The sequence below is a fragment of the Pseudomonas sp. genome, from assembly GCF_033723075.1.
Taxonomy (GTDB): Bacteria; Pseudomonadota; Gammaproteobacteria; order Pseudomonadales; family Pseudomonadaceae; genus Aquipseudomonas.
In genome coordinates, this window is sequence record NZ_JAWVXU010000001.1 from 22,001 (window position 1) to 46,623 (window position 24,623).

The 24,623-nt window shown below is 62.2% G+C and carries 25 protein-coding genes; 12 read left to right on the plus strand and 13 right to left on the minus strand.

What is annotated here, in order from left to right; genetic code table 11:
• The first annotated feature begins 435 nt into the window (after positions 1 to 435).
• Positions 436 to 1,719 (plus strand): OprD family porin, encoded by a 1,284-nt coding sequence (locus R3355_RS00135; protein WP_318959546.1) that lies wholly within the window; start codon positions 436 to 438, stop codon positions 1,717 to 1,719.
• A gap of 97 nt (positions 1,720 to 1,816) precedes the next feature.
• On the opposite strand, the gene R3355_RS00140 is transcribed toward R3355_RS00135, so the two are convergent.
• Positions 1,817 to 2,224 (minus strand): PaaI family thioesterase, encoded by a 408-nt coding sequence (locus R3355_RS00140; RefSeq protein ID WP_318959923.1) that lies wholly within the window; start codon positions 2,222 to 2,224, stop codon positions 1,817 to 1,819.
• 114 nt (positions 2,225 to 2,338) lie between these two features.
• On the opposite strand from R3355_RS00140, the gene R3355_RS00145 reads away from it, so the two are divergent.
• Genes R3355_RS00145 through R3355_RS00155 form a run of 3 tightly spaced genes read left to right on the plus strand, consistent with a single transcriptional unit; the run spans position 2,339 to position 5,613 of the window.
• Positions 2,339 to 4,054: a proline--tRNA ligase gene (locus tag R3355_RS00145; protein WP_318959547.1), complete on the plus strand. Its 1,716-nt coding sequence runs from the start codon at positions 2,339 to 2,341 to the stop codon at positions 4,052 to 4,054.
• A 24-nt stretch (positions 4,055 to 4,078) separates the two neighbouring features.
• Entirely contained in the window at positions 4,079 to 5,032 is a 954-nt protein-coding gene (locus R3355_RS00150; protein WP_318959548.1) for a hypothetical protein, read from the plus strand.
• Between the two features lie 8 nt (positions 5,033 to 5,040).
• On the plus strand, positions 5,041 to 5,613 hold the full coding sequence (locus R3355_RS00155) for a transglycosylase SLT domain-containing protein (protein WP_318959549.1): 573 nt from the start codon (positions 5,041 to 5,043) through the stop codon (positions 5,611 to 5,613).
• A 269-nt stretch (positions 5,614 to 5,882) separates the two neighbouring features.
• Here R3355_RS00155 and R3355_RS00160 read toward each other — a convergent pair whose 3' ends face one another.
• Positions 5,883 to 6,158, minus strand: coding sequence for an acylphosphatase (locus tag R3355_RS00160; RefSeq protein WP_318959550.1), 276 nt, complete (start codon positions 6,156 to 6,158; stop codon positions 5,883 to 5,885).
• A 4-nt stretch (positions 6,159 to 6,162) separates the two neighbouring features.
• Positions 6,163 to 6,642, minus strand: coding sequence for a TlpA disulfide reductase family protein (locus R3355_RS00165; RefSeq protein ID WP_318959551.1), 480 nt, complete (start codon positions 6,640 to 6,642; stop codon positions 6,163 to 6,165).
• A gap of 30 nt (positions 6,643 to 6,672) precedes the next feature.
• Here R3355_RS00165 and R3355_RS00170 point away from each other — a divergent pair, with 30 nt between their 5' ends.
• Positions 6,673 to 8,082, plus strand: coding sequence for a PilZ domain-containing protein (locus R3355_RS00170; protein ID WP_318959552.1), 1,410 nt, complete (start codon positions 6,673 to 6,675; stop codon positions 8,080 to 8,082).
• 126 nt (positions 8,083 to 8,208) lie between these two features.
• Entirely contained in the window at positions 8,209 to 8,601 is a 393-nt protein-coding gene (locus tag R3355_RS00175) for a hypothetical protein (protein ID WP_318959553.1), read from the plus strand.
• Positions 8,602 to 8,658: 57 nt separating this feature from the next.
• On the opposite strand, the gene R3355_RS00180 is transcribed toward R3355_RS00175, so the two are convergent.
• Positions 8,659 to 8,865 carry a hypothetical protein gene (locus R3355_RS00180; protein WP_318949412.1) on the minus strand — a complete coding sequence of 69 codons (207 nt, stop codon included), beginning with the start codon at positions 8,863 to 8,865 and terminating at the stop codon, positions 8,659 to 8,661.
• A 147-nt stretch (positions 8,866 to 9,012) separates the two neighbouring features.
• On the minus strand, positions 9,013 to 10,233 hold the full coding sequence (locus R3355_RS00185) for a virulence factor BrkB family protein (RefSeq protein WP_318959554.1): 1,221 nt from the start codon (positions 10,231 to 10,233) through the stop codon (positions 9,013 to 9,015).
• Positions 10,234 to 10,354: 121 nt separating this feature from the next.
• Between R3355_RS00185 and arsC the strand changes: the two genes are divergently transcribed.
• Genes arsC through R3355_RS00200 form a run of 3 tightly spaced genes read left to right on the plus strand, consistent with a single transcriptional unit; the run spans position 10,355 to position 11,713 of the window.
• Entirely contained in the window at positions 10,355 to 10,708 is a 354-nt protein-coding gene (gene arsC, locus R3355_RS00190; RefSeq protein ID WP_318949414.1) for an arsenate reductase (glutaredoxin), read from the plus strand.
• Entirely contained in the window at positions 10,705 to 11,310 is a 606-nt protein-coding gene (gene wrbA, locus R3355_RS00195) for an NAD(P)H:quinone oxidoreductase (RefSeq protein WP_318959555.1), read from the plus strand. Before arsC ends, wrbA begins: the two co-directional genes overlap by 4 nt.
• The gene (locus tag R3355_RS00200) at positions 11,303 to 11,713 is read left to right on the plus strand and encodes a DUF2069 domain-containing protein (RefSeq protein ID WP_318949416.1); all 411 of its coding nucleotides are present in this window, start codon (positions 11,303 to 11,305) and stop codon (positions 11,711 to 11,713) included. The genes wrbA and R3355_RS00200 overlap by 8 nt, the downstream gene beginning before the upstream one ends.
• Before the next feature lie 336 nt (positions 11,714 to 12,049).
• Here R3355_RS00200 and hda read toward each other — a convergent pair whose 3' ends face one another.
• From hda to R3355_RS00215, 3 genes are all read right to left on the minus strand, one after another.
• Positions 12,050 to 12,754 (minus strand): DnaA regulatory inactivator Hda, encoded by a 705-nt coding sequence (gene hda, locus R3355_RS00205; RefSeq protein ID WP_318949418.1) that lies wholly within the window; start codon positions 12,752 to 12,754, stop codon positions 12,050 to 12,052.
• Entirely contained in the window at positions 12,751 to 13,842 is a 1,092-nt protein-coding gene (locus tag R3355_RS00210; protein WP_318959556.1) for an AI-2E family transporter, read from the minus strand. The genes hda and R3355_RS00210 overlap by 4 nt, the downstream gene beginning before the upstream one ends.
• Positions 13,843 to 13,992: 150 nt before the next feature.
• Positions 13,993 to 15,036 carry a DUF2066 domain-containing protein gene (locus R3355_RS00215; RefSeq protein ID WP_318959557.1) on the minus strand — a complete coding sequence of 348 codons (1,044 nt, stop codon included), beginning with the start codon at positions 15,034 to 15,036 and terminating at the stop codon, positions 13,993 to 13,995.
• 199 nt (positions 15,037 to 15,235) lie between these two features.
• Between R3355_RS00215 and purM the strand changes: the two genes are divergently transcribed.
• The 3 genes from purM (at position 15,236) to R3355_RS00230 (ending at position 17,848) form a co-directional block, all read left to right on the plus strand.
• Positions 15,236 to 16,294, plus strand: a complete 1,059-nt coding sequence (gene purM / locus R3355_RS00220) for a phosphoribosylformylglycinamidine cyclo-ligase (RefSeq protein WP_318949421.1) — start codon at positions 15,236 to 15,238, stop codon at positions 16,292 to 16,294.
• On the plus strand, positions 16,294 to 16,959 hold the full coding sequence (purN, locus tag R3355_RS00225; RefSeq protein ID WP_318959558.1) for a phosphoribosylglycinamide formyltransferase: 666 nt from the start codon (positions 16,294 to 16,296) through the stop codon (positions 16,957 to 16,959). The genes purM and purN overlap by 1 nt, the downstream gene beginning before the upstream one ends.
• Before the next feature lie 172 nt (positions 16,960 to 17,131).
• The gene (locus tag R3355_RS00230; protein WP_318949423.1) at positions 17,132 to 17,848 is read left to right on the plus strand and encodes a DUF3108 domain-containing protein; all 717 of its coding nucleotides are present in this window, start codon (positions 17,132 to 17,134) and stop codon (positions 17,846 to 17,848) included.
• 373 nt (positions 17,849 to 18,221) lie between these two features.
• Here R3355_RS00230 and R3355_RS00235 read toward each other — a convergent pair whose 3' ends face one another.
• The 5 genes from R3355_RS00235 to cysM all read right to left on the minus strand — a co-directional run bounded on the left by R3355_RS00235 (position 18,222) and on the right by cysM (position 24,512).
• On the minus strand, positions 18,222 to 18,761 hold the full coding sequence (locus tag R3355_RS00235) for a DUF2058 domain-containing protein (RefSeq protein ID WP_318959559.1): 540 nt from the start codon (positions 18,759 to 18,761) through the stop codon (positions 18,222 to 18,224).
• A 53-nt stretch (positions 18,762 to 18,814) separates the two neighbouring features.
• Positions 18,815 to 19,648 (minus strand): nucleoside triphosphate pyrophosphohydrolase, encoded by an 834-nt coding sequence (gene mazG / locus R3355_RS00240; protein ID WP_318959560.1) that lies wholly within the window; start codon positions 19,646 to 19,648, stop codon positions 18,815 to 18,817.
• Between the two features lie 192 nt (positions 19,649 to 19,840).
• Positions 19,841 to 22,084 carry a GTP diphosphokinase gene (relA, locus tag R3355_RS00245; protein ID WP_318959561.1) on the minus strand — a complete coding sequence of 748 codons (2,244 nt, stop codon included), beginning with the start codon at positions 22,082 to 22,084 and terminating at the stop codon, positions 19,841 to 19,843.
• Between the two features lie 170 nt (positions 22,085 to 22,254).
• A complete protein-coding gene (gene rlmD / locus R3355_RS00250) occupies positions 22,255 to 23,607 on the minus strand; it encodes a 23S rRNA (uracil(1939)-C(5))-methyltransferase RlmD (protein ID WP_318951331.1) in 1,353 nt (450 codons plus the stop codon).
• Entirely contained in the window at positions 23,607 to 24,512 is a 906-nt protein-coding gene (gene cysM / locus R3355_RS00255) for a cysteine synthase CysM (RefSeq protein WP_318959562.1), read from the minus strand. Before cysM ends, rlmD begins: the two co-directional genes overlap by 1 nt.
• Between the last annotated feature and the right edge of the window lie 111 nt (positions 24,513 to 24,623).

The following is a 24,623-nucleotide window of genomic DNA, read 5'->3' on the forward strand; positions in this document are numbered from 1 at the left end:
GCCGCACGCACAACCCGCGAGGAACGCCAGTACCCCCTATGAAACCTGGCGACAACCCCCTTACAATGCGCAACAGAAAAAGCCAGAACCCGACAAAATCTCGGCAACAATAAAAACCAGCGATTTTGAGCACGACTTTTGCTTTAAGCTACTGCGACGCTCGGGACACCGTGCCGCCAGACAACAAAACCCGGTTGCCAGCAACCGAAATTGCAGAATTCGTCGACGCTGAAAAACACACGTGGGAATCTACAGAATTGCGACATGCTTCATCGTCTTTTGCGACATGACCGTGAACAAAGTGCAAGGAATAGATTGCAACTATCGCCAACTTTGGCCGCGTGCTATAAGTTAGCGCCGACACAAAAAGAAAGAGCTGTCCATATAACAACCAGCCGGACAGCGCAACTCTTCTAAACCAAAGGAGCAATCACGATGCAAGTGATGAAGTGGAGCGTAATCGCCCTCGCAGTAGCAGCGGGCAGTACCCAAATGGCAGTGGCCTCCAGCCAGTCCGAGTCCAAGGGCTTTCTGGAAGACAGCACTTTCAATATCTTCAACCGTATCCTCTATCACAACCGTGACTTCCGTAATGGTGCCACCAACGGCGCCAGCACTTCCACCAACCCTGCCGGCTATCGTGAAGAAACTGGCCTGGGCATCCGCCTGCTGGCTGAGTCCGGCTTCACCCAAGGCACCGTAGGCGTAGGCGTTGACGCCCACTCCCTCTCCAGCATCAAGCTGGACAGCGGCCGCGGTCGTTATGGCTCGGGCCAGTTCGACCAGACTGATAGCGGTCGCGGTGACGACACCCAGACCGAAGTGGGCGGCGCGATCAAGTTCCGTATCTCCGACACAGTACTGAAGTACGGCAACCAGATGACTGGCAGCCCGGTCTTCAGCACCGACGACAGCCGCATCCTGCCTGAAGTGGCTACCGGCACCCTGCTGACCAGCAACGAAATCGAAGGCCTGGAACTGACCGCCGGTCGCTTCACCGCCATCAGCAGCCAAACCAGCACCGACCGTGACACCTTTGGCTTGAAGTCGGCCAATATCATCGGTGCCAGCTACAGCTTTACCGACAACTTCAGCGGCGCCATCCACGCTTCCGACGTCGAAGACCATTTCAAGAAGACCTATGTCAACTTGAACTACAACCTGCCGATTGCTGAAGATCAGGCGCTGAACTTCGACTTCAACGGTTACAAAACCACCGATGAAGGCCAGAAGCTCTCGGGCGACATCGACAACAAGATCTGGAGCCTGGCGGCTGCTTACTCCCTAGGCGCCCACAAGTTCACCCTGGCTCACCAGCGCTCCTCCGGCGATAGCGCCTATGCTTACGGCATCGACGGCGGCGGCACCGTCTGGCTGGCCAACTCGGTTCAGTTCTCCGACTTCGACCGCCAAGATGAGCGTTCCTGGCAGGTGCGTTATGACCTGAACATGGCCACCTACGGCGTACCGGGTCTGAGCTTCATGACTCGTTACATCACCGGCGACAACATCGAAACAGGTGTGGCAGGTGCTGGCGAAGGTAAGGAGCATGAACTGGACATGGAAGCCAAGTACGTGATCCAGGAAGGCGCCGCGAAGGATCTGTCCTTCCGCGTTCGCAATGCAATCTGGCGCGCCAACAGCGCCCAGAATGATCACTACAGCGCTGACGTCAACGACTTCCGTCTGATCGTCGAATACCCGCTGAGCGTGTTGTAATTCAGCTGTAATTCGTTAGCGATATGAAAAGCCCGGCTTCTGCCGGGCTTTTTCTTGTCTACTACTTACATATTGATCATTATTTAACCAGACACCTTCAAAGTGGCAATGCGTAAGTTCCGGTCACATGCGCCACCAACTCTTCTGCATTACCCAGCGAATAAAGCGACACTTCGCACACCGCCTGGCGCCGACTCAAGCGTAGTATTCGCGCCTCGGCCAGCAAGTCCACCGGTTTCGGCTTGACCAGGAAGTTGATATTCAGGTTCGAGGTCACTGCCATTTCCACCCGCCCCAAGCGTCCCAGCACCACCGCATACATGGCCGCGTCCGCCAGCGCCATGATCGTCGGCCCCGACAGGGTGCCACCCGGGCGTATCAACTTGGCGTGGAAAGGCACCCGCGCCAGCACCCCCTGCGCATCCAGCCGGTCGATGCACAGCTCGATATCCTCGGCCATGGGCAAACCCGCCCGAATCAGCGCCTGAACCTGCTCTGCCGTCAATACCATCACGTTCACCTCCTCCCGAACCACCTGCCTGCATCCTGTACGCAACAGTACAGGCACCGTACAATGCCGACCTATCAAAAGCCCTTGCAACCGACAGAACGGCCAATTATGCGCACCAGTCAGTTCCTGCTCTCGACACTCAAAGAAACCCCGTCCGATGCCGTGGTGATCAGCCACCAGCTGATGCTGCGCGCCGGCATGATCCGCAAACTCGCCTCGGGCCTGTATACCTGGCTGCCGATGGGGCTGCGCGTCATGCGCAAGGTGGAAGCCATCGTCCGCGAGGAAATGAACGCCGCAGGCGCCCTCGAGGTGCTGATGCCGGCGATTCAGCCCGCCGAGTTGTGGCAGGAGTCGGGTCGCTGGGAGCAATACGGCCCCGAATTGCTGCGCCTGAAGGATCGTCACGGCCGCGAATTCTGCGTCGGCCCGACCCACGAAGAAGTGATCACCGACCTGGTGCGCAACGAATTGAGCAGTTACAAGCAGCTGCCGCTCAATCTGTACCAGATCCAGACCAAGTTCCGCGACGAGATCCGTCCGCGCTTCGGCCTGATGCGCGGCCGTGAGTTCATCATGAAGGACGCCTACTCCTTCCATGTCGACCAGGCGTCGCTGCAAGCGACCTATGACCGCATGCATCAGGCCTACTGCCAGATATTCACCCGCCTGGGCCTGAATTTCCGCCCGGTGCAGGCCGATACCGGCTCGATCGGCGGCACCGGCTCCCATGAATTCCACGTGCTGGCCGAATCCGGCGAAGACGATATCGCCTTCAGCGACAGTTCCGACTATGCCGCCAATATCGAGAAGGCCGAAGCCGTTCCGCACGAAACCGCGCGCGGTGAAGCGAGCGAAGCCCTGCGCCTGGTCGAGACCCTGAACACCAAGACCATCAACGACCTGGTCAGCCAGTTCGACGTGGCCATCGAGAAAACCATCAAGACCCTGGTGGTGCATGGCGCCGAGGCCGGCACGCTGATCGCACTGGTCATTCGCGGCGACCACGACCTGAACGAAATCAAGGCGGCCAACCTGGAACAAGTGGCCAGCCCGCTGGTAATGGCCTCGGAAGCCGAACTGCGCGACGCCATCGGCGCCGGTGCCGGCTCCCTCGGCCCGCTGAACCTGCCACTGCCGTGCATAGTCGATCGCTCGGTCGCCCTGATGAGCGATTTCGTGATCGGCGCCAACATCGACGACAAGCACTACTTTGGCGTGAACTGGGAGCGCGACCTGCCCCTGCCGATGGTCGCCGACCTGCGCAACGTCGTCGCTGGCGACCCGAGCCCGGATGGCCAGGGCACGTTGGAGATCAAGCGCGGCATCGAAGTCGGGCACATCTTCCAGCTGGGCAGCAAATACAGCGAAGCGCTGAACTGCACCGTGATGGGAGAGAATGGCAAGCCGGCGACCCTGACCATGGGTTGCTACGGCATCGGCGTATCGCGCGTGGTTGCCGCCGCCATCGAGCAGAATAACGACGAGCGCGGGATTCTCTGGAACGACACGCTGGCGCCGTTCCAGATCGCCCTGGTGCCGCTGCGTTACGAAACCGACGCTGTACGGGAAACCACCGACCAACTCTATGCCGACCTGACGGCTGCCGGCTTCGAAGTGCTGCTCGATGACCGTGACAAAAAGACCAGTCCGGGCATCAAATTCGCAGACATGGAATTGATCGGTATCCCGCACCGCATCGTGATCAGCGATCGCGGTCTGGCCGATGGCAATCTGGAATACAAGAGCCGCCAGGAAACCGAGGCTCAGGTGGTTGCCGTCGCCGACATCCTGTCCTTTATCCACGCACGTATCCGCCGCTGATTTCAGCCTTGCATAAGAGCCGTCATGTTCAAACGAAGCACCCTGGGCCTCGTCGGCGCCGCACTCTGCGGCGCCCTCTTTCTGAGTGGCTGCGCCAACCAGTTGCCGCAACGCAGTGAGCATGAGGAGCGCATCGAGCGCAAACTGCTGGATCACAGCCTGCAAATAGACGTTGGCGAGCCGCGCATACTGGCGCTGCCGCAGCGGCGGGTGCGGGTGCACGAACAGAAGACCTTCGAGGTGACCGCCTTCGAGGTCAGCCGCCGCTACGACCGCTACACGCCTTACCAACCCTGGCGCGAACTCTACGAGGTGCCGCTGGGCGCAGTCGCCGTGGTCGCCGGCATCGGCGCCAACGCACTCAACGTGGTGCTGCTCGGCAGGCTGCCGGACAGTGCCACCAAAGACTGGATCAGCTATGGCTTTGCCGGGCTCAATCCGTTCATCAACGTCGAGTCCAACGGACGCTCACAGCAGAACCTCGCCAGCCTAGACGAGCAACGCCAGGACGCCCGCACGGAATACTCCAGCCTGCCCTGGGCCGAGCGCCCGGTACTGGTCAAAGCCGACGGACAAACCCATGAACTGCTGACCGACCGCAATGGCGTGCTGCGCCTCAACCTGCTCGACAGCCCCTTTGCCGGGCAGGATCTCAACCGCATCGGCACCTTGCAGTTGAGCGTCGCAGACCCGCAAGGCTCGACCCGCGCGGATGCCACCTTATTGGTCAGCCGCACCCTGCGCGGCAAGCTGCAGGAAGCGCACAAGCTGATCTACGATGACCTGGAAGGCGACGAGGTCGAACAGTGGGTACACCGGGTCAAGCGCTTGTCCGAGCTGGGCCTGGAGGAAGAAGCCAGCGAGCTGGAACAGAGCCTGATCGAACTGACCCGCAACGACCCCGAACTGCAGGAAAGCTTCCTGCTGGCACTGATGCGCGATGCCGGGCGCCTGGCTGCCGACCCCGGCAACGACTGAACCGGAGCATGGCCTTGCGCCTGTGTCTGTCCCTGCTGATTACGCTGCTGTGCCTGCCCAGCCATGCCAACCTGCGCCAGGCACCCGAGCCGGAACTGCGTACGCTGCTGCAGCGCACAGTGGCCGAAGCCGACAGCTTTCAGGATCGCTTCGATGCGGAAGTCTGGCTGCTGGACATGTCGACCCGTCTGGCCCGCTATATCCCTGCCGCCGAAGAGCGGCTGACCCTGCTCAGACTGGTGCACCGCGAAGCCAGCAAGGCCGGCTTGCGCCCCGACCTGGTCCTGGCCCTGATCCACACGGAAAGCCACTTCGACCGCTTCGCCATCTCCTCGGCCGGCGCCCAGGGCATGATGCAGGTCATGCCGTTCTGGAAAGCCGAACTCGGCCGCCCGCAGGACAACCTCACCGATAACGCCACCAACCTGCGCTACGGCTGCACCATCCTCAGCTTCTATCTGCGCAAAGAGAACGGTAACCTGAGCCGCGCCCTGGCCCGCTACAACGGCAGCCTCGGCAAGCAGACCTACCCCGCCAAGGTCATAGGTTTCTGGCACGACTTCTGGTACGTCAAGCCGTGATTCGGGCTGGTCGCATCCGCTAGATCCCGAGTTCATGCACAGGGTCTGTGGCATCGCAGCTGAGTGCATACTTGGCAGGAGACCCCGCCTCGCTTTCGACGCCGCACTGTCGCGCAGCAAACTGGAGGCGCATCGTGTCTGTCGGCTAGAGGGGACCTGCAGGAACTGGGCGTCCCCGCGCCTACATAAAACGTCATAACCTATAAAATCAATGACATACGGACTTTTTTATAAAAGTACCCGGCTACATCAGCGCCAGCCTGCACGCATCAGCGCCGCACGATGAATCCGGCGATCCCTTGCAACGCCTGTTCCTCCAGCGCGACCGCGGTGACCTTGGCCTTAGGCGGCCCCTGTTCCAGCCAGGTGACCAGCTCGCGCACCGCGGGCTCCTCGCCTTCGAGCAACACCTCGACGCGACCGTCGCTGAGGTTGCGTACCCAGCCATCCACCTCCAGGCGTTCGGCATGTTCGGCAGTGGCCTGGCGAAAAAACACCCCCTGCACCCGACCACTGACATAACCATGTAAGCAAATTCGCTGCATGCTACTACCCTCCCTTACGCAAGGCCTGCACCCGCGCCGCCAAGCCGGCCGCCGTCTGCTCGCCGAGCAAGCGTTCGCGCATCTGCCCCTTGTCATCGACGATATAGGTGACCGGCAACACGGCACTGGGCGGCAACCCATAGCGTGCGGCCGGATCTTCCTCGAGCACGGTGAATTCAATCCCCATCGCTTGTGACGCCTTGATCAAATCCGCTCCCTGCAGACCGTCGAAGTTCACCCCCACGACGCTCACCGATTGCGCCTCGAGCTGCACGGCGAGGGCATTCAGTTCGGGAATTTCGCTACGGCAGGGCGCACACCACTCGGCCCAGTAATTAATCACCAACCACTGGCCTTCCAGACTCTCAGCCGGTACCTTTCGTCCATGCTGATCGACGCCGACATCTTCAGAGCAACCAGCCAGAATCAAGCCGGCACAGATTCCCATTACCGCACGCATCACGACCTGGAATCGCGTTCCCATGCATTCGCTCCTCGACCACACTGGGTTGATATGACGCTAGATGCCTTGCGCCTTGAAGTGCCGGACATCCTCGAAGTAGACGCGGCGCCGTTGGCTGACCTCAACGAGCGGTTAGCCCAAGCTCGCTCGCTGCAGCATGAAGATGCACTGCAACAGGTGCTCAGCCTGCTGTTCAGGCTCAACCGCAGTGCCATGACCTTACTCGAAAGGCAACGTGCGCTGCAAAACTGCAGTGATGAATATCGCCACTATGCCGCGGCCTACCTTGCAGGCAAGCTTCCATCACCGTTATTCGTGCGCCTGTGCAACGAGCTGGCTATCGGTTTCAAACGCCTGCTGTTGCAGATTCTCAAAGGCCGGCAACCCTCGCTCCCGCATTTGGCCTGGTGCCTGTACATGGCCCAGCATTTCCTCGCCCAGAGCCTGCTGCGCCACTACCAGCTGTATCAGGAACCGTCGCCCAGCCTGTGGCGCGACAGCCATCTGCTGTACTGGATCGGCGAACATCAGGAATGCCTGGATGAGCCGGTCGCAGCTGCCTTCCAGCCAACGCCGGCGAGCACCTTGCGCGGCCTTTACCAGCAGATGCTGCTGCTCGCCTTGAGCAACCCCTTTCACCTTGCCGAGGGCGAATGCCCGCAGTTGTTTGGTGCCCTCGCGCCCCTGGCAGGCCTGGCTCGCTTGCTGCCCTGGGATGACGAGGGCGACAACGAAGCCCCGATCGTCGACCTGACAGAGTCACAGCCTTGCCTCGGCTATCAGCAACAACCCGACGGTAGCCGCGACTACCTGCGGCGCTTCGAGTTGGGCGCCCTGCTGGTCGCCCTGCATGATCCAGCCCCATTGCAGAGCCCCCGCGAGCGCCAACTGCTCGAGCGCGTTCAGCACCACTGGATGGGCCAGCAACAACGTCGCTACCCTCGCGAAGAGTTTGATGTGGCCTGCAGCCTGCTGGTGGGCTTGCCCGCCATACACGCCCAACTGCTGGAGCAGCGACCTTCCTCCTTGGCAGCCCAGATGCTCGATGCCAGTGCAGGTGGCGCACGCCTGCTGTGCCCCCCCGATCAAGCAGCTCAGGTATCGGTGGGTCAACTGGTGCTCCTGCTGACCAGCAGCCCGACACCACGCCTGGCACTGGTGCGCTGGCGTCATCTCAATGTAGAGGGGCTGCACCTGGGCCTGCACTACCTGAAAGGCCTGGCGAAACCGGTCTGGCTGCGCCGTGCACCCAGCGCACAGACTCACCCAGGTATTTTGCAGAGCACGCCGGCACCCGGCAATGGCTGGATTCACGGCCTGTGGCTACCCAATGGGGAGTTCGGCGAAGGGGAAAACCTCTGGCTGCAGCAGGCCAATGTGCATAACCAGATGATCATGCCGCTTCCCCCGGCCAACCTCAGCAGCGCCTCGGTCACGCGCCACCCGCTGCGCCTGGCCTGAACAACAAAAACTGCGAGACGAGTCACATCGAGCGGCGGCCGAGCGCACAGTTTGCTCGGCACCCTCTGCCTATAATTCGTTATCCAACGTATCGATACGCTCCGCTATAAGCTAGGGAACAGCACAATGACCACCGCCCACGACAAGTTGATCGGCCCCGCGCCATCGCGCATCGTCGATGCTGCCCATCTGCTGGTCACTCCCTACGAAGGGCGTGTAGCCGAATACAACATCGCCACCTGGCTGCAATTGCCGGGGCTGGCCAATCTGCCGGTATCTTTGCTGGTCAGCTACCGTGATGGCGACAAGCGCCGCGAAGTCAGCGTGGATCACGGTAAAGTCAGCCTGCACAACAAGATCCTGTTGTCCGGCGTCGCCAGACTCCCGGTCAAACACAAGATCGAAGATATGCAGATCCGCCTGCGCTCTGCGGTGCCGGCGGCGACCCTGGTGGTCGAAGAACTGTTCATACAAGCGGTCGAAGCGACCCGCCAAGACAGCCGTCAAGCTTCAGCCTGAGGCTGAAGTCTGCAGAGCGTCGACCAACCCCGCGAAAATCGCGGGGTTTTGCTTTGTTCAGGCACCGACTCGCACTGCACAACCGCTTTGCTCGGCTAACGCCTCTGCTGCGGGCTCCGGGAGAAGAGGCACCAGCGACTCGGGCCAGCGCACGAAATGCAGCCCGGTAATTCGATTCAGCCGTTCCAGCGCCTCTTGCGGATCGCGCTGATGCAGGTGGATCACCTTGCCATGAGCGGCTTCGCTAAAACGTTCAGTTGTCATAAAACGCCTTCAGTCCCGATTAAGCTGATTGCAATCTGCCATAGCAATAGCCAAAAGCGTGCCAGCCTCCTCTTGCCCCAGAAGGGCCTGCGAGTGCCAATAGCAATAGGCGAAAATCGACGCTACGCCGCAAAATGACGTTTTTTGTCACTCGACGACAGGGTTCAACCAGTCCGCCAGACTGCCATCGAACAACACTGCCTGCTCTTCGTACAGCCGCTCCAGTGCCTGGCGCAGCGCTGGATACCAGGGCTCGTCGAGCTGTTCCGGCAACTGGCTGAGCTGTGGCAGCGGCCAGGGACTACGATTGAGCAACTGCTGCAGGCTGTAGTGATCGAGATCACGGCTCAGCACCCAGGCCCCCGCACTGGTCGACGCGACCAACTGCTGCTGTTCGAGAAACTCGAGCACCTCCTCCCACTCATGCTCCGGCAATTGCCAGCCCTGGCGCTGCACATCGCGATGGCGCACTTTCAGGCCTGACTGTTGACGCGCATGGAACACCCGCAAGATCCCCATCACCACCAATAACCGCGGCATGGCGCGCTTGCGCCACTGCGGCGACGAACTTAGGTTGCAGACCAATTCGGCACCAAACAACACGATCAGCCAGGACAGATAGATCCACAGGAGGAACAACGGCACCGTGGCAAAGGCCCCGTAAATCAACTGATAGCCTGGGAACCGCTGCACATAAAAACCGAACAGCGCTTTAGCCACCTCGAACAGCACCGCAGCGAACAACCCGCCCAACAGCGCATGCTGCAGGGGCACTCGCGCGTTGGGCACCGTGGCATAAAGCAAGGTGAAGGCGGCTACGCTGGACAGCAGCGGCGCGAAACCCAACAGGGTTTTCGCGCCAATCAACGCATCTGGCCCGGAGATCAGCGACAGCGAAGCGATATAGGTACTGACCGCGAAGCCGACGCCGAGCAGGATCGGCCCCAGACTCAGAATTGCCCAATACAGCAGAAAGCTCGAGGCACCCCGACGTGGCTGGCGTACCCGCCAGATGGTATTGAAGGCTTTTTCGATGGTGACCAGCATCAGGAAGGCGGTAACCGCCAGCAACACCACGCCGACCCAGGTCAGCTGGCGGGCCTGGGCCGTGAAATTGCGCAGGTATTCCTGGACCATTTCACCGGCCGAGGGCACGAAGTTACGAAAAATAAACGTCTGGATTTGCTCACCCGTGCCCTGGAATGCCGGCACGGCAGAGAGCATGGCAAAGGTCACGGTCATCATCGGCACCACCGCGAACAGCGTGGTGTAGGTCAACGCCGCGGCATTGTTGGCGCCTCGATCGGCGAGAAAGCGCTGCAGCAGAAAGCGCCAAAATTCCAACCAATCATTCAAGCGCTGACGCATGCCCTCTCCTTAGCGATTAGCCCACCGGCCCAATTGCAGACCACAAAAACTCTGCCCTGTTCAGACCAGGGCGCCGAGGCGGTTAGAATAGCCGCCACCTGACTCAAGATGCGACCTGCATATGACCGATCTGACGCTCTATCACAATCCCCGCTGTTCGAAATCCCGTGGCGCCCTGCAACTGCTCGAAGAGCGCGGCCTCACGCCGACCATCGTGCGCTACCTGGAAACCCCTCCCAGCGCCGCCCAATTGAACGACTTGCTCGGCAAACTGGGGATCGGCGCCCGGCAACTACTGCGCAGCGGCGAAGACGAATACCGTACGCTGAATCTGGCCGACCCTGGCCTGAGCGAGGCGCAACTGGTCGAGGCCATGGTGGCCCACCCGAAACTGATCGAACGGCCGATCCTGATCGCCGGCAGCAAGGCGGTGATTGGTCGGCCACCGGAGAAAGTCCTGGAGATCCTGCCGTGAGCGCAGCCTATATCCTGGTGCTGTATTACAGCCGCCACGGCGCCACCGCCGACATGGCCAGACAGATTGCCCGTGGCGTGGAAATGGCTGGACTGGAAGCGCGCCTGCGCACGGTACCGGCAATCTCCAGCGAGTGTGAAGCGGTAGCCCCGCCGATCCCCGTCGAAGGCGCGCTATACGTCAGCCTCGACGACCTGAAGAATTGCGCGGGTCTGGCCCTGGGCAGCCCGACCCGCTTCGGTAATATGGCGGCACCGCTGAAGTACTTCCTCGACGGCACCAGCAGCCTGTGGCTGAGCGGCGGCCTGGTCGGCAAACCGGCCGGTGTATTCACCTCAACAGCCAGCCTGCACGGCGGTCAGGAAACCACCCTGCTGTCGATGATGCTGCCACTGTTGCACCACGGCATGCTGATCACCGGCCTGCCCTACAGCGAGTCCGCACTGCTGGAGACCCGCGGCGGTGGTACGCCTTACGGCCCCAGCCACCATGCTGGCGCAGACGGCAAGCGCGCCCTCGACGAACATGAAATCACCCTCTGCCGCGTACTGGGCCAGCGCCTGGCGCAGACCGCACAGAAACTGGAGACCATCCGTGGCTAAAACCCCCAAACCCCTGCCGTCGCTCGACTGGCTGAAGCCGCGCATGGCCGTCAGCCGTGCCGTCAGCCTGACGAGCTTCCTGGCCCTGACGGTGTTGCTGCTGGTGTGGAACCTGATGTTCGCCGACATACCGGGCAAACTGCTCTGGGTGATCCTGGCCTTCCAGCTGGCCCCCTTGCTGCTGCTCGCCCCCGGCCTGATCCTCGGCAACGCCCGCGCCCACGCCTGGACCTGCTTCGTGGTCAACCTGTACTTCATTCAGGGGGTACTGGCCGCTTTCGATCCATCCAAGGCACTGTTTGGCTGGGTACAAGCCCTGCTCAGTGTCAGCCTGTTCTGCGCCGCGCTGATGTACACCCGCTGGTGCTTCCAGTACGACCGCAAACTGGCTGGGGAGAATTGAGAAGCGTTGGCTGATTCGCCGAAGAGTTGCGCAAAGTCGCGATCCGTAGGCCGGGTTAGCTGCCTGCGCGATGGCCCGGTCAAACCGCCGGACCGGCTGCGGCGTAACCCGGCATGGCGGTGGGGCGGCTGGCGCCATGCCGGGTTACGAGGCGCTCGGAGCCCGTGTCGTCCACACGTCCGTGGCATGCGCCGCTAACCCGGCCTACGGTTTGTGCTTACAACCGGACGGTTACCAGCCCTGTCCGTAGATGGGTTAGCCGCCTGCCGGCTAACCCGGCAACATCACGGATATCGGCGCGGCGTAACCCATCAAGCGATAGCGGCCTGCCGGCTGCTACCACCCCAAGGTTTCTTTAAGAAAGGGAATGGTCAGCTTGCGCTGGGCCTGCAGGGAGGCCTGATCCAAGCGTTCAAGCAACTCGAACAGCGCACTCATGCTGCGCTCGCCCCGGGTCAGGATAAAGCGGCCGACCTCATCGCTGAGGTGCAGGCCACGGCGTGAAGCGCGCAGCTGCAGGGCACGCAACTTGTCTTCATCGGACAGCGACTGCAACTGGAAGACCAGCGCCAAGGTCAGGCGCGACTGCAGGTCGGCCAGCTTGACTGGCAGCTCACGCGGCGAACGGCTAGCTGCCAGAAGTAAACGTCGACCGCTATCGCGCAAGCGGTTGAACAGGTGAAACAGCGCTTCTTCCCAATCGCTGCGCCCGGCAACGGCATCCAGGTCATCGAGACAGACCAGCTCGTACTGTTCCAGGTTATCCAGCATGGTCGGACCGTACTCGACCAGCTCGGCCAGCGGCAGATACACCACCGGCTCACCGCGCTGCTCGAAACGCAGACAGGCCGCCTGCAGCAGATGGCTACGCCCCACTCCCGCACCGCCCCAGAGGTAGATCAGGCTTTCCGCCCAGCCGGCCTCTGCCTCGCACAGGCGCTCGACATAGCCGAGCGCCGCAGCATTGGCGCCGGGATAATAGTTGGCAAAGGTGGCGTCATCGCGCAGACGCACGCCCAAGGGCAGTTGAATGGGTCTCATGCTGGGCTGATCGGCTCGTCAGAAGCGCTGGGGGGCTCCCCATAAAGATCCGAAAGTTTATATAAATCATGCGCATGACGCACTAGAACCATGATCACTGCCGCCACCGGCAACGCCAGCAGCACGCCGGTGAAGCCGAACAGCTGGCCGCCGGCCATGATCGCGAAGATCACCGCCACCGGATGCAGGCCGATACGGTCACCGACCAGCCAGGGCGTCAGCAGCATGCCTTCGAGCATCTGGCCGACGGTGAACACCGCAACAATGGCCAACAGCGGGTAGAAATCGCCACCGAACTGGAACAGGCCGGCGGTCAATGCGGCACCGACCCCCACCACCACGCCCAGGTAAGGCACTATGCTGGCCAAGCCTGCCAGCAAACCGATCAACAGCCCCAGCTCCAGGCCGATCAGCATCAGGCCGACTGCGTACATCACCCCCAGCGCCAGCATCACCAGCAGTTGCCCGCGCAGAAAGGCGCCGAGCACTTCGTGACATTCGCTGGCCAGTTTCACCACCAGCCCTTCGTGGTGGCGGGGCAACAAGCCACGCAACCTGGAGACCATCAGATCCCAGTCGCGCATCAGATAGAAGCTGACCACCGGGATCAGCAGCAGGTTGACCAACCAGGCCAACAGGGCCAGGCCCGAGGCCGTGGCCTTCGACAGCAGCATGCCGAGAATGTCGCTGGTTTCCCCCAGGTGCTCGGAGAACGCCGACTTGAGCTGATCGAAACGCCAGAAACCGTCGACCAGCCCCAGCTTGGCCTGCACCCAAGGCAGCGCTTGATGCTGCGCCCAGTCGAGTATTTGCGGCGCCAGTTCGTAGAGGCGCATCAGCTGCTTGCCAAGCATCGGCACCAGCACCAGCAGCAAAATCGCCAGGATCAGGCTGAATAGGGCGAATACCACAATCACGCCCCAGGTGCGCGAAAACTTCCAACGCTCGAGCCGATCGACCAGCGGATCACCCAGGTAAGCCAAGAGCACGCCGATCAGGAACGGCGAGAGGATCGGTTGCAGCAGATACAGCAGCCAGCCGAGCAGGAGCAGCCCAGCTATCCATAGCCAGCGACGTGAATCAATCATGCTCAACCCTCGATTGGTGCAACCAGACAGTCTGCAGGCCCGTGAACGAAAGCCTGACAGAGCAACGCGCAAACTGGCGTGCCGCGCCGTATTGGCCGGCAGTTTTCAAGCGGCCTATGCAACGGCCCGCGTTCGGCGACCCGCGGCAGTCTACCAGCGAAAACGCAGCACATCGTCACGCCGTAACACCTGAGGCGCCGGCTCACCGGTCGGCGGCTGCGGCGACTGGTCGGCGTCAAGTGGCTGGGCTTCGACTGCCACTTCCTGCAAATGTATCAGCGCCAGCTGCGCGCGCAGCTGCTCGGCATTGGCATTGACGCGATAGACCAGACGATCGCCCTCGACCTTGTGCAACTGCGCAGCCAGCGGCTGGAGAATGCGCTGCAGCTCAGCATAGCGCGCCAGATCGGCACCCTGCACCTCCAGGGTCAAGCTGGTCGCCGCGCCCGGGGCAACCACATAGCGTTGCGCCAGCCGCTCGCTCACCATCAACAGCACGGCATCGGCCAATGCCGCTTGATCGGCGCCCTGGGCCTTGCCTTGCTCGCGCACATCGCCCAACCACAGACGCCATTGGGCCTGCCACTCGCCGTTATCTTCACGCGCCAGGACGGCCAGCAAGGCGTCGGCGGCATACCGTTCGGACCCTGCACGCAGCGCCTGCGGCTCGGTCGCGCCAAGGTTCTCGGAGGTTGCCAGCAACTGTTCGCTCAGGTCGGCAATCGGTAGGCGCAGCGGCAAACCACGGTGCTGTGCCGCCTGGCGCAAGGGGGCGGCACTATTCTGGCCATCGCCGACCAGACTCGAACCGTCACTGGCATCGTTCAGCCACCAGGCCAGAACCGCCGGGCGATTGGCTCCCCACAGCGACAACCCGGCCTGGCGCAGGTTGCGGTCGGTGCTGACGGGGTCGAAATCAACCAGCAGACGGTCTTCTTCATATCCGTACTGGCTGATGATCTGCTGTGGATCCTTGCGCAGCTCGGCCAGCGCCGGGTTGTTTACCGCCTCGCGGTCACCGGTCAGGCGCAGCACCAGGGTCTGCAGGGCACGACCCAGGGCGGCATCACGCTCCTCCGGCTGCTGGCTGGCGACCGGCTCGCGGACCTGATAAAGATCACTCACTGTCGCAGCCTCGCTGGACAGGCAGAACAGTGGCAGGCTGAGGATTAACAGACGAGCGATCAGGCGCATGAATAGGTTCTCGACAGACGGAAGGCAGCGGACAGGCCGTAGCATACGCCTTATACCTTAAACAGCCGCCTGCGGCCCGGCAACCACCGCGCGCTGCGGGTGGCCGCTGCCCGGCAAGCCTGATAAAATCGCGCGCCTTCGCAGACCGACCGCCGCAGCGCCGGTGCACATCCGAACTCCCCCTTAAAGGCCTGGATCTATGAGCAAGCAACCCTCCATCAGCTACAAGGACGCAGGTGTAGACATCGACGCAGGCGAAGCCCTGGTCGAGCGCATCAAAAGTGTGGCCAAACGCACCGCGCGTCCGGAAGTCATGGGTGGCCTGGGCGGCTTCGGCGCCCTTTGCGAGATCCCGGCGGGTTACAAGCAACCGGTTCTGGTGTCCGGTACCGACGGCGTCGGCACCAAACTGCGCCTGGCGCTGAACCTGAACCGGCACGACAGCATCGGCCAGGACCTGGTCGCCATGTGCGTCAATGACCTGGTGGTGTGCGGCGCCGAGCCGCTGTTCTTCCTCGACTACTATGCCACCGGCAAGCTCAACGTCGACGTGGCCGCCACCGTGGTTACCGGCATCGGTGCCGGTTGCGAACTGGCCGGCTGTTCGCTGGTCGGCGGCGAAACGGCAGAAATGCCGGGCATGTACGAGGGCGAAGACTACGACCTGGCCGGTTTCTGCGTCGGCGTGGTGGAAAAGGCCGAGATCATCGATGGTTCCAGGGTCGCCAGCGGCGACGCCCTGATCGCCCTGCCATCCTCCGGCCCGCACTCCAATGGCTACTCGCTGATCCGCAAGATCATCGAGGTCGCCGGCGCCGATATTGAAACCATCCAGCTCGACGGCACGCCGCTGACCGACCTGCTGATGGCGCCGACGCGCATCTACGTCAAACCGCTGCTCAAGTTGATCAAGGACACCGGCGCGGTCAAGGCCATGGCCCACATCACCGGCGGCGGCCTGCTCGACAACATCCCGCGCGTGCTGCCGGATGGCGCCCAGGCCGTGGTCGACGTAGCCAGCTGGACGCGCCCGGCGGTGTTCGACTGGCTGCAGGAGCAAGGCAATGTCGACGAAACCGAGATGCACCGCGTGCTCAACTGCGGCGTCGGCATGGTCATCTGCGTGGCCCAGGATCAGGTCGAACTCACCCTCAAGACCCTGCGTGATGCTGGCGAGCAGCCGTGGCTGATCGGCCAGATCGCCACCGCCGCCGCAGGCGCCGAGCGGGTCGTGCTGAATAACCTGAAGCGCCACTGATGCCGGCAGCCTGCAATGTAGTGGTGCTGATCTCCGGCTCCGGCAGCAACCTGCAGGCGCTGCTCGACAGCAGCCAGGCGGGCGCTGACTGTTCCAAGAGCAGTCCGGTGCGCATTCGCGCGGTAATCTCCAACCGCGTCGATGCCTATGGCCTGGAACGTGCCAGGGCCGCCGGCATCGAAACCTGCGTGCTCGATCACAAAGCCTTTGCCGGCCGTGAAGCCTTCGATGCGGCGCTGGTCGAGGCTATCGACGCCTTCGAACCGCAACTGGTGGTACTGGCCGGTTTCATGCGCATCCTCAGCAGCGACTTCGTCCGCCACTACGCCGGACGTCTGCTCAACATCCATCCCTCGCTGCTGCCCAAATACAAGGGCCTGCATACCCACCAGCGGGCACTCGAGGCGGGCGATGGCGAGCATGGCTGCAGCGTGCACTTCGTCACCGAGGAACTCGACGGTGGCCCCCTGGTCGTACAGGCAGTGATCCCGGTACAGTCGCACGACTCGCTGGACAGCCTGGCGCAACGGGTGCACGAGCAGGAACACCTGATCTACCCGTTGGCCGTACGCTGGTTCGCCGAAGGCCGCTTGCGTCTGGATGCGCAAGGCGCAATGCTGGATGGCCAGCCGCTGCCGAGCACCGGCCACCTGATCCGCACTTAGGAGCCTGTCGGACTTAACGCTGTTCTACTGCGGAAAAGCCGGACTCGGTCATTTTTGCCGCTCTTTCTCGTTAAATAGCTAGCTATTCGCCTCGCAAGACCAACAAAATTGACTCGACCCGGACTTTCCCTCGCTACGAACGGTCAAGTCCGACAGGCACCTAGGAGATATCATGCGTCGCGCCTTACTGTTCGCCCTCGCCTTATTCAGCTTGCCGGCCCTGGCCAGCGAGCTGAAGCCGTTCTCCGCCAGCTATACCGCCGACTGGAAACAACTGCCGGTCAGCGGTACTGCCGAGCGCAGCCTGCAGGCGCTGGATGGCGACCGTTGGCAGCTCAGTTTCGAAGCCTCCATGCTGGTCGCCGGCCTCAGCGAGCAGAGCACCTTCCGCCTCGACAGCAATACCTTTCTGCCCCTGACCTATCGCTTCGAACGTAGCGGCCTGGGCAAAGGCAAGAAAATCGAGCACGATTTCGATTGGGCCGGCAAGAAAGTGACCGGCAACGACCGTGGCGATCCGGTGAGCTTTCCGCTCAATCGCGGCTTGCAGGACAAATCGACCTATCAACTGGCGCTGCAATATGACGTTGCCGCCGGCAAGAAAAGCATGAGCTACCAGGTGGTCGACGGCGACGAAATCGAAACCTACGATTTTCGCGTACTCGGCGAAGAAGTCGTGCGCACCAAAGCCGGCCAGGTCGACGCGATCAAGGTCGAGCGCGTGCGTGACCCGACGCAAAGCAGTCGTAAAACCGTGCTCTGGTTCGCCAAGGACTGGAGCTACTTGCTGGTTCGCCTGCATCAGGTGGAGAAGGACGGCAAGGAATACCAGATCATGCTCAAGGACGGCACGGTCGACGGCAAGCCGGTCGAAGGCCGCCGCGACTGAGAGGCACTAGAAACAGTGAAGCCGGGCGATGCCCGGCTTTTTCATGCGGCTGTAGGAGCGGGCCATGCCCGCGAAACGCATCGCGGGCATGGCCCGCTCCTACGGGTACCTACAAGCCGATAAACGCAATTGCCCCCCAGTTTGCTGCGCGACAGCGCGGCGTCTGGACGACGGGGGACCTCCTACAAAACACCCGAAAACCGTAGCCCGGATGCAATCCGGGGGTAATAGCGGTTGCACCAGCAGCCCCCGGATCGCATCCGGGCACCGACTCGACGCCAGGAGCAAGTAGGTTGTACCGTGCGCACTACCGGCCGAAGAAGGTTGGCGCGCACGACCTAGGCGCCCCGCGTACCCTACGGCAGCATGGCCATCACCACATCAGATCATCCGGCACCTGGTAGGCGGCGTACGGATCGTCGGCATCCGCCGCTTCGGTCGGGGTATTGAGCACGATCACGCGCCGCGGATCACGCTCCTGGATCTTCAGCGCCGCCTCACGCGGGATCACCTCATAACCGCCGCCGCTGCGTACGATGGCCAGCGAGCCGCTGCTGAGCTTGTCGCGCATCAGCTTGTTCACCGACAGGCGCTTGACCTTCTTGTCGTCGACGAAGTTGTAGTAATCCTCGGTGGTCAACTTGGGCAGCCGGGACACCTCGATCAGTTGCTTGATCTGCGCGGCACGGGCCTTCTGCTCGACCTTTTCCTGCTGCTGACGATTGAGTTCCTGATCGCGCGCGGCCTTCTCGGCCATGGCCTGCTGGGCGGCGAGTTTTTGTGACTGGTCCTTCTCGACCTGGCCCTTTTGCTCCAGGCGCTGCTGCTTCTGCTTTTCCTTGCTGACCTGCTTGGCCTGCTTTTCGTTGACCAGCCCGGCTTTGAGCAACTGATCGCGTAGTGAGATCGCCATAACCTACCTTTCCGAACAATAAATAATGGATCGATGGAACCAATCCAGTGAAATCAGCAATCCGGTATTTGCTGTTTTTCCAACTTCTTGGCTTCGCCCCAGAGCGCGTCCAATTCTTCCAGGTCGCAATCTTCCATGGCCCGCCCTGCTTCGCGCAATGCCTGTTCGATAAAACGGAAGCGTTGCTCGAACTTGCCATTGGCGGCACGCAGTGCCGACTCCGGGTCGACCTTGAGGTGGCGGGCGAGGTTGGTCACCACGAACAGCAGGTCGCCAACCTCCTCGGCGATCGCCTGCGGGTCATTCTCGCTCATGGCCTCGAGCACTTCATCCAGCTCTTCACGCACCTTGTCCACTACCGGCAAGGCCGCGGGCCAGTCGAAACCGACCCGGGCGGCGCGCTTCTGCAACTTGACCGCACGACTCAGGGCCGGCAAGGCATTGGGCACATCGTCGAGCAACGACAATTGCTCAGGCGTGGCGGCCTTCTCGGCGCGCTCCTCGGCCTTGAGCTCTTCCCAGCGCTGCTTGACCGCCGCTTCTTCGAGCCTGGCCACATCGGGGGCGCCATACAGGTCGCCGTCGACGAACACATGGGGATGACGCCGAATCAGCTTGCGGGTGATGCCATCGACCACCTCGGCGAACTCGAAGCGCCCTTCTTCGCGCGCCAGCTGGCTGTAATACACCACCTGGAACAGCAGGTCACCCAACTCGCCGGGCAAATGATCGAAGTCGCCGCGCTCGATGGCGTCGGCCACCTCGTAAGCCTCTTCGATGGTGTAGGGCACGATACTCGCGTAGGACTGTTTCAAGTCCCACGGGCAGCCATGCTGCGGGTCGCGCAGACGGGCCATCAGATGCAGCAGGTCGTCGAGTTGGTACATAGGCGTTTCGGCTCTAGTTTGGTCAAGGCTTCGCGGCTGAAGCCGCTTCCATCGTGGGCAACATTACACGGAACCCTGAGCGTCGCGAGCGAATAGCTGGCTAGGCGAAGGTCTGCCGAAAAAGCGGAGCTGGCTCTAGCCAATGAGCATTTTTCGGTAGGCCTTCAACAACGCCAGATAGAGCGCAGCAGCTCAGGAGGCGCGGTGGCGGCGGGCCTCGATGATATTGGGCAACTGCGAGATGCGCCCGAGCAAGCGCCCCAGGGCATCCAGCCCGGGAATCTCGACGGTAATCGACATCGACGCGGTGTTGTCTTCCTTGTTCGAGTAGGTATTGACTGCCAGCACGTTGAGTTTTTCGTTGAGCAGCACCTGGGTCACGTCACGCAGCAGGCCGGAACGGTCATAGGCGCGGATGATGATGTCGACCGGGTAGGTCTGCACCGGCACCGGCCCCCAGTTGACCTGGATGATCCGCTCCGGCTCACGCCCGGCCAGTTGCAGCACCGAGGCGCAATCCTGGCGGTGGATGCTGACCCCGCGACCGAGGGTGATGTAGCCGACGATCGGATCGCCTGGCAGCGGTTTGCAACACCCGGCCATCTGCGTCAGCAGGTTGCCGACTCCCTGGATCTGGATATCGCCGCGCTTGCCCGGTTTGAAGCCCGAGGCCTTGCGCGGGATCAGCTCGAGCTGCTCGCTGCCGCGCTCCGGCTCGACCAGCTGTTGCGCCAGGTTGACCAGGTGGGCCAGACGCAGGTCGCCGGCACCGAGGCTGGCGAACAGGTCTTCGGCATTTTTCAGGTTGGCCTTCTCGGCCAGCTTCTCGAAATCCACATGGGGCAGTGCCAAGCGCACCAACTCGCGCTCGAGCAGCGCCTTGCCGGCGGCGACATTCTGGTCGCGGTCCTGCAACTTGAACCAGTGGACGATCTTCGCCCGCGCCCGCGAGGTGGTGACATAACCCAGGTTGGAGTTCAGCCAGTCACGACTTGGGGTGCCGTGCTTGCTGGTGATGATTTCCACCTGCTCACCGGTCTGCAGGCTGTAGCTGAGTGGCACGATGCGCCCGTTGATCTTCGCGCCGCGACAGTTGTGGCCGATCTCGGTGTGCACCCGGTAGGCGAAATCCAGCGGTGTAGAGCCTTTCGGCAGATCGATGGCGTGACCGTCCGGGGTGAACACATAGACCCGGTCCGGTTCGATATCGACGCGCAACTGCTCGGCCAGTCCACCGATATCACCCAGCTCCTCGTGCCACTCGAGCACTTGGCGCAACCAGGAAATCTTTTCTTCGTAATGGTTGGAGCCGGACTTGACGTCGGTGCCCTTGTAGCGCCAGTGCGCACAGACGCCCAGTTCGGCCTCCTCGTGCATGGCGTGGGTGCGAATCTGCACCTCCAGCACCTTGCCTTCCGGGCCGAGCACGGCGGTATGCAGCGAGCGGTAGCCGTTTTCCTTGGGGTTGGCGATGTAGTCGTCGAACTCCTTGGGAATGTGCCGCCAGAGGGTGTGCACGATACCCAGCGCGGTGTAGCAATCGCGCATCTCCGGCACCAGCACTCGCACCGCGCGCACGTCATAGATCTGACTGAACTGCAGGCCCTTTTTCTGCATCTTGCGCCAGATCGAATAGATGTGTTTGGCCCGCCCGCTGATGTCGGCCTTGACCCCGGTGGCTTCCAGTTCCAGGCGCAGGTGGCTCATCACGTCATTGATGTACTGCTCGCGATCCAGCCGGCGCTCGTGCAGCAGCTTGGCGATTTGCTTGTACTGCTCCGGCTCCAGGTAACGGAAAGACAGGTCTTCCAGCTCCCACTTGATATGGCCGATGCCCAGGCGATGGGCCAGGGGGGCATAGATGTCGAAGACCTCGCGGGCCACACGCTGACGCTTCTCGTCGTCGGCATGCTTGACCGCGCGGATCGCACAGGTGCGCTCGGCCAGTTTGATCAGCGCCACGCGCACGTCATCGACCATGGCCACCAGCATCTTGCGCAGGTTTTCCACCTGAGCCTGGGAGCCGAGCACCAGGGAGTCGCGCGGGTTGAGGCTGGCGCTGATCGCCGCCATGCGCAATACGCCGTCGACCAGCTTGGTCACCACGGGGCCGAAGCGTTGTTCCACCGCCGCCAGGGTCACCTTGCCCTCGCGTACGCCGCGGTAGATGACGGCGGCGACCAGCGAGTCCTGGTCGAGCTTGAGGTCGGCGAGAATCTCCGCGATCTCCAGGCCGGCGCGGAAGCTGGAAGCCCCTTCCGTCCACAGATTCTGTGCCGCATTGGCCTGCTGCTCGGCCTCGCGAGCGAACTCGCAGGCGTCGAGCAAGGCATCGTGTTCGAGCGCCGGATCGACGCTGAGTACATGGGCCAGCCAGGCCTCTAGGTTGATGCTGCCGTCATCGTTGATCGGCTGGTGCGCTCTAACCTGAACCATCTTGCTTACCTTCCCTAGGGTGCGCGCCACGCACACCGGACAGTCGCCGGACTTCTTCGACCCGGGCGGTTTAACCACTTAAGGCACACTCCTTGTGCACCCCTGCTGCATCTAGATAAGGGCGGAGCCGGAAAACCCAACACCCTGCCGCCTTATCCAGGCGCGTTCATCTACTGCCTGACAAACAGCGCCATCGCTTCGACGTGCGCCGTTTGCGGAAACATATCGAGGATGCCGGCCTTTTCCAGCCGATAACCTTGCCCCAGCAACTCGGCAGTGTCACGCGCCAACGTGGTCGGGTTGCACGACACATAGACCAGACGCTTGGCGCCGAGACTGCCAATCTGCCTGACCACCTGCAACGCGCCGTCTCGCGGCGGGTCGAGTAGCACGGCGGCAAAACCGCCCTGCGCCCAGCCGCTCTCGGTCAGCGGGTTCGACAGGTCGGCCTGGAAAAAGTGCAGGTTGCCAATGCCGTTGCTCGCCGCATTCTGCGCCGCGCGCTCGACCATCGCCTGCACCCCTTCCACCGCCACCACTTCACGGCTCAGACGCGCCAGCGGCAAAGCGAAGTTACCCAGACCACAGAACAGATCCAAGACCCGCTCATCCGCCTGCGGCGCCAGCCAGTCCAGCGCCTGAGCGACCATCGCCTCGTTCACCAGGGCATTGACCTGAACAAAATCGCCGGGCCGATAGGCCAGCTGCAGATCCCAGCGCTGCAGGCGATAGCCCAGGCTTTGCTCTGCTTCGAACGGCTGCGGCGCGCCGATGCCATGCAGCCAGAGTTGCCCATCATGGGCCACGCAGAACGCCTGCAAGCGAGCCAGATCGGCCTCGCCCAAGGCTGAGGTGTGACGCACCAATACAGCGCTGGTGCTGCCATGAAACAACTCGACATGACCGATGGCCTGGGGAGTTTCCAGCGCCCGCAAGACCGCCGGCAACGCGCGCAGGATCGGTTGCAAGGGCTGTACCAGAACCGGGCAATCGACGATGGCGACGATGTCCTGGCTGGCCGCGGCGCGAAAGCCGACGTCCAGTCGCTTGTGCTTGACGTCCCAGCGTACGGCGATGCGCGCGCGGCGACGGTAGCCGAACTCCGGCCCGACCAACGGTGCTGCCCACTCATCCGGTTGCACGTTGCCCAGGCGGCTGAACTGCTCGCCGAGCATGCGCTGCTTGAGGGCCAGCTGATCAGCATGGCTCATGTGCTGCACGCTGCAGCCGCCGCAGGTACGCGCATGGGCGCAAGGCTCCAGCCGTCGCTCGGGGCTGGCAGTGATAATCCGCTCGCTGCGGGCCTCGACCACCTGACTGCGCGCACCCAGCACCCGGGCTTCGACCTCTTCGCCGGGCAAGGCGCCGCTGACGAACCAGGTGCGTCCCTCGACAAAGGCAATCCCGCGACCGTCGTTGGCCAAGCGTTCGATACTGAGTTTCTGCTTCTTGCCGAGCGGGATCTGCGTCGCGCGCACACCGCCACTGGGCTGGAAGCGCAAACCGCTGGGTTTCTTGGCCATCAGAGCTCCGGCGTGTCGTACACGCCTGTCGACAGGTAGCGGTCGCCGCGATCGCAGATGATCGCCACCATCACCGCATTCTCCACTTCAGCCGACAGTCGCAGCATCGCCGCCACCGCCCCGCCGGAGGAAACACCACAAAAAATGCCTTCTTCACGCGCCAGACGTCGCATCACATCCTCGGCTTCGCGCTGGGCCATATCGATAATTTGGTCAACGCGACTGGCCTGGTAGATCTTCGGCAGATACTCCTCGGGCCAGCGGCGGATACCGGGAATGCTTGCACCTTCCATCGGCTGCAAGCCGACGATCTGCACCTGTGGATTCTGCTCCTTGAGGTAGCGCGAGACACCCATGATAGTCCCGGTGGTGCCCATGGAACTGATGAAGTGGGTGATCTGGCCCTGGGTCTGGCGCCAGATTTCCGGGCCTGTGCCCAGATAGTGCGCCTCGGGGTTGTCACCATTGGCAAACTGATCGAGCACCTTGCCGCGACCACCGCGCTCCAGGCTGTCGGCCAGATCGCGGGCACCTTCCATGCCCTCCTCGCGCGACACCAGCACCAACTCGGCACCGTAGGCGGTCATTGCCGCCTTGCGCTCGGCGGTAGAGTTGTCCGGCATGATCAGGATCATCTTGTAACCCTTGATCGCCGCGGCCATGGCCAGGGCAATACCGGTGTTGCCGGAGGTGGCCTCGATGAGGGTATCGCCGGGACGGATATCGCCGCGCAGCTCGGCCCGGGCAATCATCGACAGCGCCGGCCGATCCTTCACCGAGCCGGCCGGATTGTTACCTTCCAGCTTCAACAGCAAGGTATTGGACGTGTTGCCGGGCAGGCGCTGCAAACGCACCAGCGGCGTGTTGCCGACGCAATCGGCGATGGTTGGGTATTGCAAGGTCATGGCGTCGATCAGGTTCAGATGGCTGGGAGGGTCCCTATGATAGCGGCAAACGGGCAGCGGCCATAACAGGCGATGGTCCGCCTTGTTGCAGCATGCTGCCAGGGCGACGCC